Below are 14,216 nucleotides of genomic sequence, written 5' to 3'. Positions count from 1 at the left end.
ATTGCCAATCCGTCGGCTTCCCTGTAGCCTTGGGGACATGGCAGAACAAAAACGTGCGGGCCTCGACGCCCTCAAATCCCTTAAAATCCAGAAAAAAAAACCGGAACCGGTCAAGGCCCCGCCAAAGCCTGCCCCGGACCCGGATATCCCGGCCGATGACGAAGAACATCTGTTCTCCCAGGCCATGTCCGGGGTGCGGGCCATGGACGGCACGGTTCGGGGCCGGGTCGTGGTTCCCAAGCCTGCCGATCCGCGCCCCGGTTCCATGCCCGAGTCCGATCCGGACGGCAAAAACGCCCTGCTGGACCTTGTTGCCGGGCGGGTGGAATTTGAATTGTCGTTTACCGACGAATACCTGCAGGGATTTGTCCGGGACATGGACCAGAAGGTCTTCCGCCAACTGCGCGCCGGGCAGTTCTCTCCCGAGGCCCATCTGGACATGCACGGCCAAAACGCCGCCCAGGCCCAATTGGCGCTTCTGCATTTCGTGCGCGAAAACTACCTGGCCGGGAAACGCTGCCTGCTCCTCATCCCCGGGCGCGGGGCCAACTCCCCGGGCGGGCTTCCCGTGCTCAAGGAGGAGCTCAAGACCTGGCTCACCCGCGACCCCTTGAAACGCGTCATCCTGGCCTTCGCCACGGCCCTGCCCCGGCACGGCGGCGCAGGGGCCCTGTACGTGCTCTTACGCAAGTTCAAAAAGACCAAGGGCAAGGTGCGCTGGGAAAATTTCTGGGACGACCTGGGATAGGGTCGCCCCGGGCAGGCCATGACGGCCGCCTGGGCCCCGCGCCGCCCCTCTTCCGACCCGGGCGACGCCGCATCCCGGCCGCGATCATCGCCCGGGGCTGTCGGGATCGGTCGCGCCAAGCTGGGAGGTCACCGAGGTCTCGATTTTCAATCCGTATTTTTCGATGCGGGCCAGAAGCGTTGGCCGCGACAGCCCGAGAAGTCTGGCCGCCCGGGTGCGGTTGCCGCCGGTCATGGCCAGAGCCTCGGCAATGACCACCGCCCCGAAACGGTCCATGAGCGATTCGAAGGCCCCCTCGTCGTCCCGGGCCGCCACCAGCTCCCCGCGCACGAACCGCCGCAGAAATTCCTGGGCCGAGCCGTCGCCTCCAGCCTCCAAAGCGGGGGTCGCCGTCCCGGCGGCCGCCGCCTGGGGCGTCACCCCGGCGGCCTGTTGCAGATCGTCGGCGGTGATGGGACCGCCCCGGTTGAATATCAGGTTTTTTTGCAGGACATTGGCCAATTCGCGCACGTTTCCCGGCCAGTCATGCCCGGTCAGAAAGTCCAAGGCCTGCGGGGTCAGCCCCGGATCGGGCACGCCGGCCTCGCGGGAAAAACGGCACAAAAAATGTTTGGCCAGAAGCGGGATGTCCTCGCGCCGCTCCCGCAAGGGGGGCAGGGTCATGGTCACCACCTTGAGGCGGTAATACAGATCCTCGCGAAAGGCCCCTTTGGCCACGGCCTGTTCCAGATCCCGGTTGGTGGCGGCGATGATGCGCACGTCCACGGGGATGGGGCCAGCCCCGCCCAGGCGCTCCACATGCTTTTCCTGCAAAAGGCGCAAAAGCTTGGCCTGGATGGAGACCGGCATGTCCCCGATCTCGTCCAGAAAGACCGTGCCCCGGTTGGCCTGTTCGATCTTGCCCACCTTGCGGCCCGAGGCCCCGGTGAAGGCCCCCCGCTCGTAGCCGAAGAGTTCCGATTCCAGAAGCGTTTCCGGGATGGCCACGCAGTTGATGACCAAAAACGGCTTCCCGGCCCGGGAGCTGTATTGGTAGACGGCCCGGGCCACGAGTTCCTTGCCCGTGCCGGACTCGCCCCGGATGAGCACCGTGGCGTCGGTGGGCGCCGCCCGGCCGATGGCCTTGTAGACCTCCTGCATGGCCGGGCCGCCGCCCACGATGGCCTCGCCCTCGCCGCCCTCGGCCGGGGCGTCCATCTCCACCTTGGAGCGCATGAAGCGCCCGGCGCTTAAGCCCTTTTCGATGAGCTTCAAGATGTCGGGGATGTCGAAGGGCTTGAGCACGTAGTCGAAGGCCCCCATGCGGGTGGCCTCGATGGCGGTTTCCGTGGTGCCGTGGGCGGTCATGATGATCACCGGGAGCCTCGGCTCGATCTCGCGCATGGCCGCGAAGGCCTCCAGGCCGCTTAGGCCCGGCATGCGCACGTCCATGACCACCAGATCGGGCAGGCTCTCGCGGACCATCTCCACCCCGGCCTCGCCAGTTGAGGCCGTGCGTACCGTGTAGCCCTCGGCGGAAAGCAGGCGCTCGAAGCTCTGGCGCAACTGGTGGTCGTCGTCCACAATCAGAATCTGTGCCACGTGCGCTCCTCGGTGTGCGGAAAGATCAAGGCGAAGGTGGCCCCCCGGCCCTCGGGGGAATGCAGGTTGATCCACCCGCCGTGCTCCTCCACGATACGCTGGGCAATGGGCAGTCCCAGGCCGGAGCCTTCGCCCTTGGTGGTGAAAAAGGGCTGAAACACCCGGTCGCGGATAAATTCCGGCACCCCCGGCCCGGTGTCGCTGATGCGCACCACCACCACCCGCCCGGCCGGCTCCATGACCCCCTCCTCCTCGCGAATGACGATCCGGCCGCCCTCGACCATGGCCTCGCAGGCGTTGAGCACCAGATTGACCAGGGCCTCCTTGAGCTGGTCGGGGTCGGCGCTGATGGGGGTCAGCCGCTTGGCCCGCAAGACCTCCACCGTCACCCCGTAAGATTCCAACCTGTGCTTGAGGAGATTTAGGGTGGTGTCCACCACGTCGGACAGGCTCGTGGGCCGGGAAACCAGCTTGGGCGGCCGGGAAAACTCCAGAAAGTTGCGCACGATGGTGTCGATGTGCCGGATCTCTTCCGAAATGACCTCGAAGTCCTCCTTCTGGGCGGGCTCCAGGCGCAGGACGCGCTCCAGGGAGAAAAGCCGCATTTTGACCGAGGTCAGGGGATTGCGGATAGTATGGGCCACCCCGGCAGCCAGCTTGCCCACCAGGGCCAGCTTTTCCGACTGCATGAGATGGTCCCGGCTCACCTCCAGATCGGATTCGGCCCGGTCCACGGCCACAAGCAGATTGCCGAAACGCCGGGCCAGGGTCTTGACCTCGTTGCCGTCGCACAACTCCTTGTCGGCTCCGGCCCCGGTGCGGGCCAGATGGCGGATGGGGTTCAAAATGCGCCAAAAGACCAGATGCGTCAGGGCCAGCCCCAGAAGGGCCACCAGGGGCAAGGCGATCCAGACCATGGCCACCAGGGCGTCGGTGCGCTCCTGGTAGTCGGCGCGCCGGGCCGCAATGCCCTCCCGAAAAAGGCTCTTGTAGGCCTCGGCCCGGGAAAAGGCCTCGTGGAAACGCCGGGATAAAAGCTCAAGACCGGCCTCGGGGGTCGAGGACCGGTCAAAGGCCATGTCCATGGCCTCCTGAACCTCGAACCAGGACGCGTCCAGTTGGGAAAGCCCCTGCCGGGCGGCCTCGCCGCCTGCCGCATCGCGGGCCTTGCGCAGCCACTCCTCCACCCGCCTGCGTCCGGCCGCAAGCCCCTCGGCGGCGTCCATGGTCCCCCGGCTCCTGGCCCCGGCCGCCTCGGCATACAGGGCCAGCAGGGCGTTTTCCAGCTCCTGGGCCGCCGCCAGACCGGCCACGTCGCCTTCCAGGGTGGAGAGATACAGGTTGCGGGCCATGTGGCCGTACCACAAAGACAGGACCGCCCCCCCCAGGCTGAGGGCCACAAGCGTCCCCAGGACCAGGATCAGCCGGGCCCGCAGGCTCCACAGGCGCGGAGAAAGGGAGCCGGGCACGGATTTTCGGACGAACATGGCCTAGGCGACGTCCCGTGGGGCCTTGAGGTCGTCCACGGCCTGCCGTTCCTCCTCGCCCGCCAGGATGGGCGCGAAATGCAGGGTCACGGCGGTTCCATGCCCCTCCCGGCTGGACAGGGTCACCTGGCCGCCGAACTCCTCGATCATCTTTTTGATCATGGCCAACCCCAATCCGTACCCCTGGCCCTTGGTGGTGTGGAAGGGGCTAAAGACCTTGTCCATCTCGGCCTGGCTCATGCCCCGGCCGCGATCCGCCACCTCGACCATCGGCCGGTCCTCCTCCATGCCCGTACGCACCCGGATCTCGCCGCCTGCGGGCATGGCCTCCATGGAATTGAGCATCAGGTTGACCAGACATTGCTTGATGGTCTCGGACTCGGCCCGGCCGCGCGGGATGTTGGGATCGGCATTGAACACGAAGCGGTACCCCTTGTCGGCATAGCCGATACGCATAAGCTCCACGGCCTCCTCGCTGACCCGGTTTATGTCCACGGGGCCGGACACGGTCTGGGTCTGGCGCGAGAAGCTTAAAATGCTCGACAGCATGCGATCCAGGCGCTTGGCCTCCTCGGCGATGATGCGCAGCTTTTCCCGTTCCTTTTCCGCCAGGTTCGCCGAGTCCAGAAGCGACTTGGTGAAGCCGGAGATGGCGAACAGGGGATTTCGGATCTCATGGGCCAGGTACATGGACATCTCGCCGATGACCGCCAGCTTTTCGGCGTGCTGCTGGTGGCGTTCCCGGTAGGTGCGCCGTGTGATGTCCCGGCGCATGACCATGATGTGGGTCATATTCCCCAGCGGATTGAAGATGGGATAGGCATAGATGCGAAAATACATGAGTCGGCCGTCGGCATCGAGTCGGGTAAACAGGGCCTCGGCCTCGCGGCCGGTGGAGAGGGTGGAGAAAAAGGGACAGTCCTTGTCCTGGCCGCAGCAAAAGGGCCGTCCGTCGTCGAGGGTCTGCACCTGCCAGCAGGGCAGCCCCAGAAGTTCGGCCTTCTCCTTGCCCAGGCGCTGGTAGACGTTTTTATTGAGGTCCACCACGCGCCCCTCCTTGTCCAGGAGGATGATGTCGTCGCGCACCTCGTCGATGATGGCGTTTAAGAGTTCCTTGTGCCGGTCCAGGTTGACCTGGCAGTGGGTGCTGACCTGGAGCATGTTGTGCAGGCCGCACAGGAAAAAGGCCGCATTGTGGTCGATAAGCGAAACCGTGTCCGGCAAGGCCGAACGGATGGCCCGCAGCTTGGCCCGGGAACCGATGAGCTCCACCACCAGGTCGATGCCGGGGTGGGCCGCCAGCATCTCCTGGAAGGTTTCGTAGATCGGCACCCCGAGCTTTTCCACATAGGCCCGGCTGGCGGGCTGGGGTCCGAGATCGGCCACGGCCGTCAGTTTCAGGCCCGGCAAAAATTCCTGGTATTGCTCGTTGCCCAGGATATCCAGAATGGACATGAACCCGGACCCGGCGCCGATGATGCCTACCTGGAATTCCCGGTCGGAGGTGTCCCACAAACAATATTCAGTCTGCTCGTGTCTGTCCGGGGTGGTCATGACCTTCATCCGTCCGTTACACCGTTGCCATGGTGCGGGCGCCCCGTCAGCGGCACACCCACAGGACCGCCCCGGCCAACTCGTGGAACAACACATCGCTGGTTGACCCGAAAAAGGCCCGGGACAGCCCGCCAAGCGGCGTGCTCCCCCGTCCCTGGCCCGTGCGCCCGGCGGCCACCACGGCATACCGCCCGGATTCGGCCTCGGCAAGCGCGGCCCTGGCCACATGGTCGGACGCGACCAGCCGGGCGGTGATGCGTTCGGGCGCAACGCCCCTGGCGGCAAGCACCTCCCGGGCCCGGGCGAACACGGCCTGCGCAGCCCCCTTCTGTGCCTGTCCCGAGACATAAAAAAGGGTCACGGCGTGCCGGTTCTCCCCCTCAAGCATGCTCCCCACATGGTCCACGGCCCGAAGCGCGGCGCTTGAGCCGTCCACGCAGACCAGCACCCCGGATCGCCCATAGTCCGGGAAGCGGCAGACCCACAGGGGAAAGTCGAAGGATTCGCGCATGATCTCGACCCCGACCCCGCGATCCAGGAAGGCGCTTAAGCCCGCGAAACCGCGTTGCCCCAGGACCACGGCGTCATAGTCGCCGTACTCCCCCTCCATGACCAGATTCCCGGCCCGGGGGAAGGCCCCGAAGATGAATTTCTCCTCGATCTTGCGCGGTAAAAATCCCGAGCCCAAAAAACGCTCCCGGGCGGCGGCCAGGGCCAGGCGGCCCTTGTCCTCCAGGCGCCCGACGTTGTCCTCCAAGGCCTTTTTGGTCTCGTAGCTCAGTTCCTCGGGCCAGACCGCCGGAGGCTGGGGGGCGATGTGGAAAAGCGTCACCCGCACCCGATCCTTGGCGTCGAAAAAATGGCTGAGGAAGCCGACGCCGTAGAAAATACCGGGGTCATCCCCTATGGTCACCAGGAAGTGCTTGTCCATGCGCCTTCTCCCGAAGTCGGCCCCACAGGCCGGGCCGAATTCATCAAGACTACACCATCCTTATAGAACTTCCCGCAATAGCTCACAATTCATTTTTCCACGCCCCCCGGCGGGATTTCCGATCCAGGGCTTTCCCGACCCGGCCCATATCCGGCCCAGACCCGGCCCAGACCCGGCGCGCCATGCCCAGGCCCAGCCGACGTTCCCGCACAGCGGCCTGCCATGAAACAATCGCCGGTGCGCCTCAGGCCTGCCAGACCTCCCCCGTCGTCATTACGGGGAATACCTCGGAATTTTCCACAGCCGGGGATAAGGATTTGACGGGAAACGCCGGCGCCATGAAGCAGGCCGGGAGGAGAAAGGCGGGACGCCTACGCGGCCGACAGACCGCTTAGGCCGGGAAACGGCTGCGCCGCTCAAGACGGCTTCATCCAGTGCTTCCCGAACCTCCTGCGGCCGCGTTCTCAAGCTCCCCAAGCAGCGCCTCGAGATCGAGCCCATGGCGCGTGGCCACCACTTCAATGGAGTCGAAAAGCGCCGTACACAAAAGGCATACCCCGGCCGCCCCATCACGGGAACGGAAGACCGCCTCCGTGGCCGGATGAGCGGCGACGACATCCAAAAGGGCCATGTCTGCGGTGATGCGCCGGGCGCTCATGGGACGGGCTCCTCGGCCAGGGCCTGGCGCAGGGCCTCGGGTATGTGGGGGATGATCTCGGCGATGCGCGACCCCGGGTTGGGGCGGGCCAGCCTCCCGGCCAGCCGGTTGGCCCTGGCCGCACACCACGCCGCCATGGGCGCGGATCGGCCGGATTCCATGAGCGCCGCAGCCATCCCGGCCACGGTGTCGCCGGTGCCGCCCATGGCCTCCATGGCCTCTTCGCCGGGGCCGTCCACGGTGAAAAGCACCCCTGTGGCGTCGGCGATATAATCCGTGCCGCCCTTGACCAGAAGCGTCGTGGCCGCATTCTCGCCCCGGTAGGCCCTGGCGATCAGGTCCGGCACGCGGTTTTCCTCATGCAGGACGAACCCCCGGGTATAGAAGGGATGCGGCGCGGTTTCGTCGGCCAAAAAGGCCAGTTCCCCGGCGTCCGGGGTGAAGAGGTCGTAGGACGCGGCCTGCCCGCTCATCTTGGCCGCATACATGAATCCGGCGTCGGCAATGAGCCTGGGGCGCTCGGGCATGGCCTCCACGGCGAAGAGCACCTTGTCGTGCCACATGACGTCGGGCATGAGATAGTGAAAGACCAGGGTGGAAAACCGCCGTCCGGGCAGGACGTCCGCCAGATGGCGATACAGGGCGCGGCTGCCGTGGCCCAGGCCCTCGTCGCCGACCAGAAAGGCGTAGGGCGCGGGCAACCCGAGGGTGGCGCAGGCTGCGGCGGCCGCCGCCAAAAGGGCCGGGGTTCCCCGATCCGGAGCCACGCGCAGGCCGTCCACGGTCAGGCCCTGGTTGGAAATATCCGCCAGGCCTTCGGTGACCGGCACGTCGGGATCGGGGATGGTGCCTACGACGGCGAGCATTGTTCTTTCATTTCCTCGAAAGCCAGCCCCAGGGCGTAACCGCACAGGGTGTGGCCGATCTCGCGCGGCGAGGGGGCCTCGTCGAGTCTGTGGCCGATGAGCCGCGCCGCCAGGTACGGCACGTCCGGGCAGCCGCCGCCCGAGACGTTGACGATGACGCCGGTGGCCTTTTCCACAGTCAGTTTCATGTTCGCGGCCCGGACCATGAGATAGGCCCCGAAGTCCTTGACCTGGAAGATGTCCACCGGGGCCAAAAGGGGGCCGGTGACCGGAATCGTGTCCAGGGGCGGCACATTCGCGGCCTCGAGCCTGCGACGGATGCGCAGGCCCTCGATGAGCGGGAACTCCACGGCCAGATCGCAGCCCGTGCGCACCTCAGGCGGCGGCCCCACCACCCTGACCGCAAACCCGCCCTCACGCAGGGCCTTCTCGGCCCTGATGACCTCGCTGGTGTTTTCAAACAGCAAAAGACCCCGGTCAGCTTTGGATGCGGGCGGCGGGCCGGGGTCTTTTTTCCGAAAGCGGTCGAGAAATCCCAAAATCATCCCTTGCTGATGTCGAGGCGGTATTCTCCACCGTCCTCGGCCACGGCGTCAAGCCGCCAGCCCTTGGCCTGGATGGCCCGGGACACGTTTTCCTTGGAGGCCTCGGTATCGACCAAAACGGTCAGCTTCCCCGAACCCATGGCCGCAATGGCCGAAAGCGTATCCAAAACCGGCTGGGGGCAGGACAGCCCCCTGGCATCTATGGTCTTTTCCATGGCATGATCTCCTTTCCTCGTGCATCTGTTCCGGCAAACACGGACTCTTCTCGAAACACCAGACGGCGTGAGGATGTCCAGCAACCGCTATGGGATTCCCAAGGGCGAAGCCCCTGGGCCGCCGGAGGCTTTTCCCCTCCTCCCTGACACGCCCCTCTTATGCCTTGGCGCGCATGGTCAGGCCGAAGTACAGGCACACGGCCAATCCGATGAACACGGCGGCGATGCCGTGGGGCCCCACGCCCTGGGGGGAGCTGGCCAGCCCGAAGTTGTGGGCGAAGCCCGCGCCAACGATCATCCCGAACACGAAGACGGCGGCGTCGCCGTCGCCCTCGCCGGACAAAAAGAGCTGCCGTCCCGGGCATCCCCCGGCCAGGGCGAAGCACAGTCCGGCCAGGAGCATCCCGGCGAAGTTCCAGACCTGCTGGGTGTGGGCCACGGGCTGGCCCTCGAAGCCGATCTTCACCTGCCCGAGCAGGGCGTTGACCACCACGGCCGCGACGAAAAGGGCGATGACCCCGAGCAGAAGGTGGGACTGCTTGAAAAGGATCACGTCGCGAAACGCGCCCATGGTGCAAAACCGGCTGCGCTGGGCGATGACGCCGACCAAAAGGCCCACGGCCAGGGAGGCCAGAAGAGGCGCGTGCATGGAACCAGGGCCTTGGACGCTGTAGAACAGCACGCCGGACTGGGGCTCTTTATCGATCTGGGGATACAGCAGCATGAGGGCGAAAAAACCGAGCATGACCAGGGGCATGATCAGCCCCACCGAGGCGTGGGTTTTTTGGCTGCGGCCCAGGTTGTAGCCCTTGCGGAAAAAGATGGTTCCGATCCAGATGCCCGCCACAAGGCCCAGAATGCCGAAAATGGCGCTCAGGTCGCCGCCGGCCAGACGCAGGATGGCCCGCCAGGGGCAGCCCAGAAAAACCAATGCCCCGATCATGGCGAACGCCCCCAGGATGAACCGGGCAATCGGCGCGGACCCGGCCCGGGGACGGAAGTCCTTGGCGAAAAACGCCGCCAGAAGGGAACCGAGCACGAAGCCGATGATCTCCGGGCGCATGTACTGGACGATGGCCGCCCGGTGCAGGCCCACGGCCCCTGCCATGTCGCGCTCGAAGCAGGCCACGCAGATGCCCATGTTTCCCGGGTTGCCCCAGAATTGCAGCAGCGGGGCCAAGACGCCGATGGCAAGGCCCACGGCGATGATGCCCTGCTTTGAGGAAAAGAAATTCTTCATGGCGGCTCCTCTCACGTTAACGGTTCCCAGTGCCGGGATTCCCCCTCCGCAACACACGGTAATTGGCGATTGTATAGAAGAGGAACAAACCAAGGACAAATTCAAAGTTCCTATCTCCGTAAGTGCTGTCTATAGACTACGCCAATACATGGCCCTGGCCGGGGGACGGCGAACGGTCGGCCGGGGCAGCCGGGGGGGCCGCCAAAGACTGGGGAAACGCGGAGGGAGATCGGGGACGGGAAAAACGGTGATCCGCTCAGGCCTCAAAAACGGGGAAGCCCCTTCCGGGGGCAGACATCGGCCAGGGGACAGTCCTGGCAACGGGGCTTTCGGGCCTGGCACACGTCGCGGCCGAACAGCACCAGCAGATGGTTGATTTCACCCCACGCCTCACGCGGAAAAAGGGGCATGAGGTCTTTTTCGATGACCACGGGGTTTTCGGAATCCGTCAGGTCCAGGCGGTACGACAGGCGCTTGACGTGGGTGTCCACGGCAATGCCCTCGTGGTTGCCGTAGGCGTTCCCGGACACGATGTTGGCGGTCTTGCGGGCCAGTCCCGGCAGGGCCGTAAGCTCCGCCAGGGTGCGCGGAGCCGCGCCGCCGTGTTCGGCCACCATCATTTTCGCGGCGGCGACAAGATTTTTGGCCTTGTTGCGGAAAAAGCCCGTGGAATGGACCACGACCTCCACCTCGGCCACATCGGCTGCGGCCAGGGCGGCCGGGTCGGGCCAACGCCGGAAAAATTCCGGGGTCACCAGATTGACCCGGGCGTCGGTGCACTGGGCGGCCAGCACCGTGGAGACGAGAAGTTCGAAGGGATTTGTCCAGGTCAGGGCGGAGGCGGCCCCGGGATACCGGGGCCGCAACCGCTCAAGAATGATTGTGGCGCGCGCTTGCCTGTCCACGCAGCGCCTGACCAAGCCTAGGGCAGAAAGACCACGGCGGAGATGGTGGTGGACCACACTCCGGCCTGGCCGGTGGTGACGCAGGGCATGGAGGCCGAATCCACGATCTTGCCGCTCATGAGATAGATCTGGCGGCGTTCGTCGTAGGCCGTCTCGGGGTCGAAATCAATGCCGAGCGTGGTGGCCAGCATGGTGGAGGCCAAGTCCTCGGCGAAGTCGCCGATTTCCTGTTCATCGGCCCCGAACGTGGTGTGTTCGGAAATGTACCCGTAGTTGCCTTTGTCCGCAGGAAAGGCCATGCCCACGGCCGAACCCACCATGCGGTTTTTTTCATCCGTGGCGTTGCGGGCCATGACGCAAAAGGTGATCTGGCCCGGACTCAACTGCTTGACGCCTTCCTCCAGGGGAAGAATCGTGCAGTTGGGCGGGCAGATGCTGCTCACGTAGACGAGGTTGAGCTTTTCGATTCCGGCGTCACGCAGGGCCAGCTCGAACGACTGGAGCTTGTTTTTGTGGCGGCCGATGCCCTTGGTGAAAAAAGCCTTGGTCGGGACGAAAGACATGTGCTGCATGTGCGGTCCTCATTCTGGGGGAGTCTCCCGGGACAAGCGGGGGCATCCCTATAAGGGTTTTTTGCCGAGAAGTATAGGGCCTTTCTCGCCCGTTTTTTCCAGCCCGGCCTTGATCTCCTGCTCGGTTCCGCGCAGGGTCACCGCAATGCGGAAAACATCCTTGTCCTGAATCTTGCCCGGCCTGATCTCCGCCTTGACCCCCTTCTGGGCCAGCTTTTTGATCATGGCGTCGGCCTGATCCTTTTTGAAAAAAGACGCCACCTGATAGGTCGCCTCAACCCCGCCGCCCGATGCGGGGGCCTCCAGCTTCGGCGCAGGCGGCACGGCTTCCGTGCGCGCCGGGACGACCGGCTCCACGGGCTTGGCGGCCTGTGGCGCAACCTGCGGGCGCTGGGCCAGGGCCGGGTCCAGGGTGGGCGCGGGCCTGACCTGGGCAGGGGGGGCGGACGCGGGCCGGGCCGCCGGGGAAGCCGACGATATCCCGGGTCCGTCGGCCAGATCGCGGCCGGTGAGCCCTCCGGACGGGGCCGCCCCGCCGGGCAGGGCCGGGGTCGGCTTGTGGGGCGGCGTCTTGGGGACGGAGTCCACGGTGATGGTCTCGGCGCTGCCCGTCTTGTTTTGCAGATCCTCCATGAACTGGAGTTCCTCGGGCCGAAGCACCGTGGGCGGCTGGGCGTTGTCCAGGGTGGACGAGGTCTCGGTGGAGGGCATGATCTGGGCCAACTCCGGCACGGCCTCTTCGGGCCGGTAGCCCCGGCCCACCAGGATGCCCAGAATAAACACCCAGCTTATGCCCAAAACAAGGACAATGCCCAGGGACACAAGCCCCGACATGGTCAGCTCGAAGCTGAACTTGCGGGGACCGCCGTCGTTCGACACGTTGAATTTGCTCAAGAGTTTCATTTCCTAGATTCCATTGCAGGGCATCATTTCGCTTTTTGGCGAAAAGTCAAGACCACGGCCGTCGACTCCGTCAACGGTCAGAAAAAATACGGACAGACTGCCCCGTGGCCGCGCGGCAGCCAGGGGATTCTCAAGCGTTTCCGGCCGGAAGCAATCCGATGACGGCGCAAAGCCCCGGTTTCGAAAAATTTCGAAAAATCCGGTCGCCGTCATGACTCCGACCGTTCCATCTTCTCGGGCGCGGAAACGCCCAAAAGGGCCAGCCCGGCCCGCACCACCCGGGCCACGGCGTCCAGCAGATGCATCCTGGCCCGGGTCAGTTCCTCGTCCCCGGTCGCAAGCACCTGATGCGCTGCATAATAGGAATGCAGCCGTCCGGCCAGGTCGCGCAGATAGTAGCTGATCACATGCGGCGAAAACGTGGCCGCCGCCGTGGCCACCACGTCCGGGAACTGTTCGATCTGGCGCAAAAGCCCCAGGTCTTCCGGGGTGGACAGCCGCGACAACAGGGCCTCGTCCGGCGTCCCGGCCGCTATCCCGCGCTCGGCGGCCTTGGCGAAAAGCGATTTCACCCGGGCATGGGCGTACTGCACGTAATAGACCGGGTTGTCCATGGTCTGGCGCTTGACCAGCTCCAGGTCGAAATCCAGGTGGCTGTCGCTTTTTCGCGACAAGAACATGAACCGGGCCGCGTCCGTGCCCACCTCGGCCACCACGTCGGCCAGGGTCTCGAACTTGCCCGCCCGGGTGGACATGGCGATCTGCTCGCCGCCGCTTAACAGATTCACGAGCTGCACCAGGATGACCTTGAGGCTGTCCGGGGTGCGGCCCAGGGCCTGCACGGCGGCGTTCATGCGCGGCACGTAGCCGTGATGGTCCGCGCCCCAGATGTCCACCACCACCTCGAAGCCCCGGGCGAACTTATCGGCGTGGTAGCAGATATCCGAGGCGAAATAGGTAAGCTCTCCAGACGACTTGCGCAGCACCCGGTCCTTGTCGTCGCCGAGGTTCTCCGAGGCGAACCACAGGGCCCCGTCTTTTTCATAGGCCAGCCCCCGGGCCTTCAGGTCGGACAGGGTGGCCTCCACCCGGCCGCCGGACACCAGGGTCTTTTCCGAGAACCACACCTCGTGGGACACCCGAAAATCCGCCAGATCCTTTTTGATCCCGGCCATGATGCTGTCCACGCCGTAGGTCTGGCAGATGGCTATGGCCTCGGCCTCGGGCATGTTGAAAAGGGCCATGCCGTGGATGGCCGAAAGCTCCCGGGCCAGATCGATGATGTACTCGCCCTTGTACCAGTCCTCGGGCCAGACCACGTCTTTGCCGTAGAACTCCCGGTAGCGCAGCCAGATGGAGTTGCCCAGAAGCCGCATCTGCCGTCCGGCGTCGTTGATGTAGTATTCGGTGGAGACGTCGAAACCGGCGGCGCGCAGGATGCGGGCCAGGGTGTCGCCCAGGGCCGCGCCCCGGCCGTGGCCGATGTGCAGGGGGCCGGTGGGGTTGGCCGAGACGTATTCCACCTGGATCTTTTTGCCGCCTCCCAGGTCCGAGCGGCCGTAGCCGCCGCCTGCGTCCTGCTCCAGCACGTCGGCGATGGTGGCCTGCCAGAAGGCGGGCGGAAAGGTCACGTTCAAAAACCCCGGCCCGGCCACCTCGGCCGCAATGCCGGGATCGGCGGACACCAGGGCCTGACGCAGGGCCTCGGCCAGATCACGGGGCTTTTGTCCGGCGGCCTTGGCGGCCATCATGGCCGCGTTGGTGGCCAGATCGCCGAATTTGGCGTCCCGGGGCGGCTCGATGGTGGTCTTTTCCGGCCAGGGGATGCCCATGCCCGCCAGGGCATCGGAGAGCAGGGAACGCAGATGAGTGACGGCACGCATGGCATATGTCCTTGAAATATGATGGTCGAGGCCCCGCAGCCGGTCTTTCGCGGCAGGCCAGGCCTCTTCCCGTTGCGGGATTCCAAAGGGCGGAAGCCCTTTGGCCGCCGGAGGCATTCCCTCGGCCC

Annotated in this window: 14 protein-coding genes; 1 reads left to right on the top strand and 13 read right to left on the bottom strand. The window is 65.3% G+C overall.

All coding sequences use genetic code 11. The features are described 5' to 3' along the window. Positions 1 to 37: 37 nt before the first annotated feature. Complete coding sequence (locus GD606_RS00710; RefSeq protein WP_163302786.1) at positions 38 to 748, top strand: Smr/MutS family protein; 711 nt, start codon at positions 38 to 40, stop codon at positions 746 to 748. An 84-nt stretch (positions 749 to 832) separates the two neighbouring features. Here GD606_RS00710 and GD606_RS00705 read toward each other — a convergent pair whose 3' ends face one another. The 13 genes from GD606_RS00705 to argS form a co-directional block, all read right to left on the bottom strand. Beyond that, positions 833 to 2,329 carry a sigma-54-dependent transcriptional regulator gene (locus GD606_RS00705; RefSeq protein WP_163302785.1) on the bottom strand — a complete coding sequence of 499 codons (1,497 nt, stop codon included), beginning with the start codon at positions 2,327 to 2,329 and terminating at the stop codon, positions 833 to 835. Continuing rightward, positions 2,314 to 3,816 carry a sensor histidine kinase gene (locus tag GD606_RS00700; RefSeq protein WP_163302784.1) on the bottom strand — a complete coding sequence of 501 codons (1,503 nt, stop codon included), beginning with the start codon at positions 3,814 to 3,816 and terminating at the stop codon, positions 2,314 to 2,316. The genes GD606_RS00705 and GD606_RS00700 overlap by 16 nt, the downstream gene beginning before the upstream one ends. Before the next feature lie 3 nt (positions 3,817 to 3,819). Beyond that, on the bottom strand, positions 3,820 to 5,370 hold the full coding sequence (locus tag GD606_RS00695) for an ATP-binding protein (protein ID WP_163302783.1): 1,551 nt from the start codon (positions 5,368 to 5,370) through the stop codon (positions 3,820 to 3,822). Between the two features lie 46 nt (positions 5,371 to 5,416). Further along, positions 5,417 to 6,301: a universal stress protein gene (locus GD606_RS00690; RefSeq protein ID WP_163302782.1), complete on the bottom strand. Its 885-nt coding sequence runs from the start codon at positions 6,299 to 6,301 to the stop codon at positions 5,417 to 5,419. Between the two features lie 427 nt (positions 6,302 to 6,728). Continuing rightward, positions 6,729 to 6,959, bottom strand: a complete 231-nt coding sequence (locus GD606_RS00685; RefSeq protein ID WP_163302781.1) for a hypothetical protein — start codon at positions 6,957 to 6,959, stop codon at positions 6,729 to 6,731. After that, positions 6,956 to 7,825 carry an NAD(P)H-hydrate dehydratase gene (locus GD606_RS00680; protein WP_163302780.1) on the bottom strand — a complete coding sequence of 290 codons (870 nt, stop codon included), beginning with the start codon at positions 7,823 to 7,825 and terminating at the stop codon, positions 6,956 to 6,958. Before GD606_RS00680 ends, GD606_RS00685 begins: the two co-directional genes overlap by 4 nt. Further along, the gene (locus tag GD606_RS00675; protein ID WP_163302779.1) at positions 7,810 to 8,370 is read right to left on the bottom strand and encodes a putative Se/S carrier protein; all 561 of its coding nucleotides are present in this window, start codon (positions 8,368 to 8,370) and stop codon (positions 7,810 to 7,812) included. The genes GD606_RS00680 and GD606_RS00675 overlap by 16 nt, the downstream gene beginning before the upstream one ends. Beyond that, positions 8,367 to 8,585: a sulfurtransferase TusA family protein gene (locus GD606_RS00670; RefSeq protein WP_163302778.1), complete on the bottom strand. Its 219-nt coding sequence runs from the start codon at positions 8,583 to 8,585 to the stop codon at positions 8,367 to 8,369. The genes GD606_RS00675 and GD606_RS00670 overlap by 4 nt, the downstream gene beginning before the upstream one ends. Positions 8,586 to 8,742: 157 nt before the next feature. Beyond that, complete coding sequence (gene yedE / locus GD606_RS00665) at positions 8,743 to 9,825, bottom strand: YedE family putative selenium transporter (RefSeq protein ID WP_163302777.1); 1,083 nt, start codon at positions 9,823 to 9,825, stop codon at positions 8,743 to 8,745. Positions 9,826 to 10,088: 263 nt separating this feature from the next. Beyond that, a complete protein-coding gene (gene nth, locus GD606_RS00660) occupies positions 10,089 to 10,730 on the bottom strand; it encodes an endonuclease III (protein WP_163302776.1) in 642 nt (213 codons plus the stop codon). Positions 10,731 to 10,747: 17 nt separating this feature from the next. Beyond that, the gene (locus GD606_RS00655; RefSeq protein ID WP_163302775.1) at positions 10,748 to 11,302 is read right to left on the bottom strand and encodes a pyruvoyl-dependent arginine decarboxylase; all 555 of its coding nucleotides are present in this window, start codon (positions 11,300 to 11,302) and stop codon (positions 10,748 to 10,750) included. A 48-nt stretch (positions 11,303 to 11,350) separates the two neighbouring features. Next, positions 11,351 to 12,205 (bottom strand): SPOR domain-containing protein, encoded by an 855-nt coding sequence (locus tag GD606_RS00650; RefSeq protein ID WP_176629175.1) that lies wholly within the window; start codon positions 12,203 to 12,205, stop codon positions 11,351 to 11,353. A gap of 209 nt (positions 12,206 to 12,414) precedes the next feature. Beyond that, entirely contained in the window at positions 12,415 to 14,088 is a 1,674-nt protein-coding gene (argS, locus tag GD606_RS00645; RefSeq protein ID WP_163303600.1) for an arginine--tRNA ligase, read from the bottom strand. Positions 14,089 to 14,216: the final 128 nt, after the last annotated feature.

The sequence above is a fragment of the Desulfolutivibrio sulfodismutans DSM 3696 genome (assembly GCF_013376455.1).
Taxonomy (GTDB): Bacteria; Desulfobacterota; Desulfovibrionia; order Desulfovibrionales; family Desulfovibrionaceae; genus Desulfolutivibrio; species Desulfolutivibrio sulfodismutans.
Note: the sequence above shows the minus strand (reverse complement) of the source record. Positions and strands in the feature narration are given on the sequence as shown.

Bases quoted from the DNA above. Each gene is read 5' to 3' on its own strand.
- GD606_RS00710 (WP_163302786.1), top strand. From the start codon at position 38: ATGGCAGAACAAAAACGTGCGGGCCTCGACGCCCTCAAATCCCTTAAA.
- GD606_RS00700 (WP_163302784.1), bottom strand. From the start codon at position 3,816: ATGTTCGTCCGAAAATCCGTGCCCGGCTCCCTTTCTCCGCGCCTGTGG.
- GD606_RS00695 (WP_163302783.1), bottom strand. From the start codon at position 5,370: ATGACCACCCCGGACAGACACGAGCAGACTGAATATTGTTTGTGGGAC.
- GD606_RS00690 (WP_163302782.1), bottom strand. From the start codon at position 6,301: ATGGACAAGCACTTCCTGGTGACCATAGGGGATGACCCCGGTATTTTC.
- GD606_RS00685 (WP_163302781.1), bottom strand. From the start codon at position 6,959: ATGAGCGCCCGGCGCATCACCGCAGACATGGCCCTTTTGGATGTCGTC.
- GD606_RS00680 (WP_163302780.1), bottom strand. From the start codon at position 7,825: ATGCTCGCCGTCGTAGGCACCATCCCCGATCCCGACGTGCCGGTCACC.
- GD606_RS00675 (WP_163302779.1), bottom strand. From the start codon at position 8,370: ATGATTTTGGGATTTCTCGACCGCTTTCGGAAAAAAGACCCCGGCCCG.
- GD606_RS00670 (WP_163302778.1), bottom strand. From the start codon at position 8,585: ATGGAAAAGACCATAGATGCCAGGGGGCTGTCCTGCCCCCAGCCGGTT.
- yedE (WP_163302777.1), bottom strand. From the start codon at position 9,825: ATGAAGAATTTCTTTTCCTCAAAGCAGGGCATCATCGCCGTGGGCCTT.
- GD606_RS00655 (WP_163302775.1), bottom strand. From the start codon at position 11,302: ATGCAGCACATGTCTTTCGTCCCGACCAAGGCTTTTTTCACCAAGGGC.
- GD606_RS00650 (WP_176629175.1), bottom strand. From the start codon at position 12,205: ATGAAACTCTTGAGCAAATTCAACGTGTCGAACGACGGCGGTCCCCGC.
- argS (WP_163303600.1), bottom strand. From the start codon at position 14,088: ATGCGTGCCGTCACTCATCTGCGTTCCCTGCTCTCCGATGCCCTGGCG.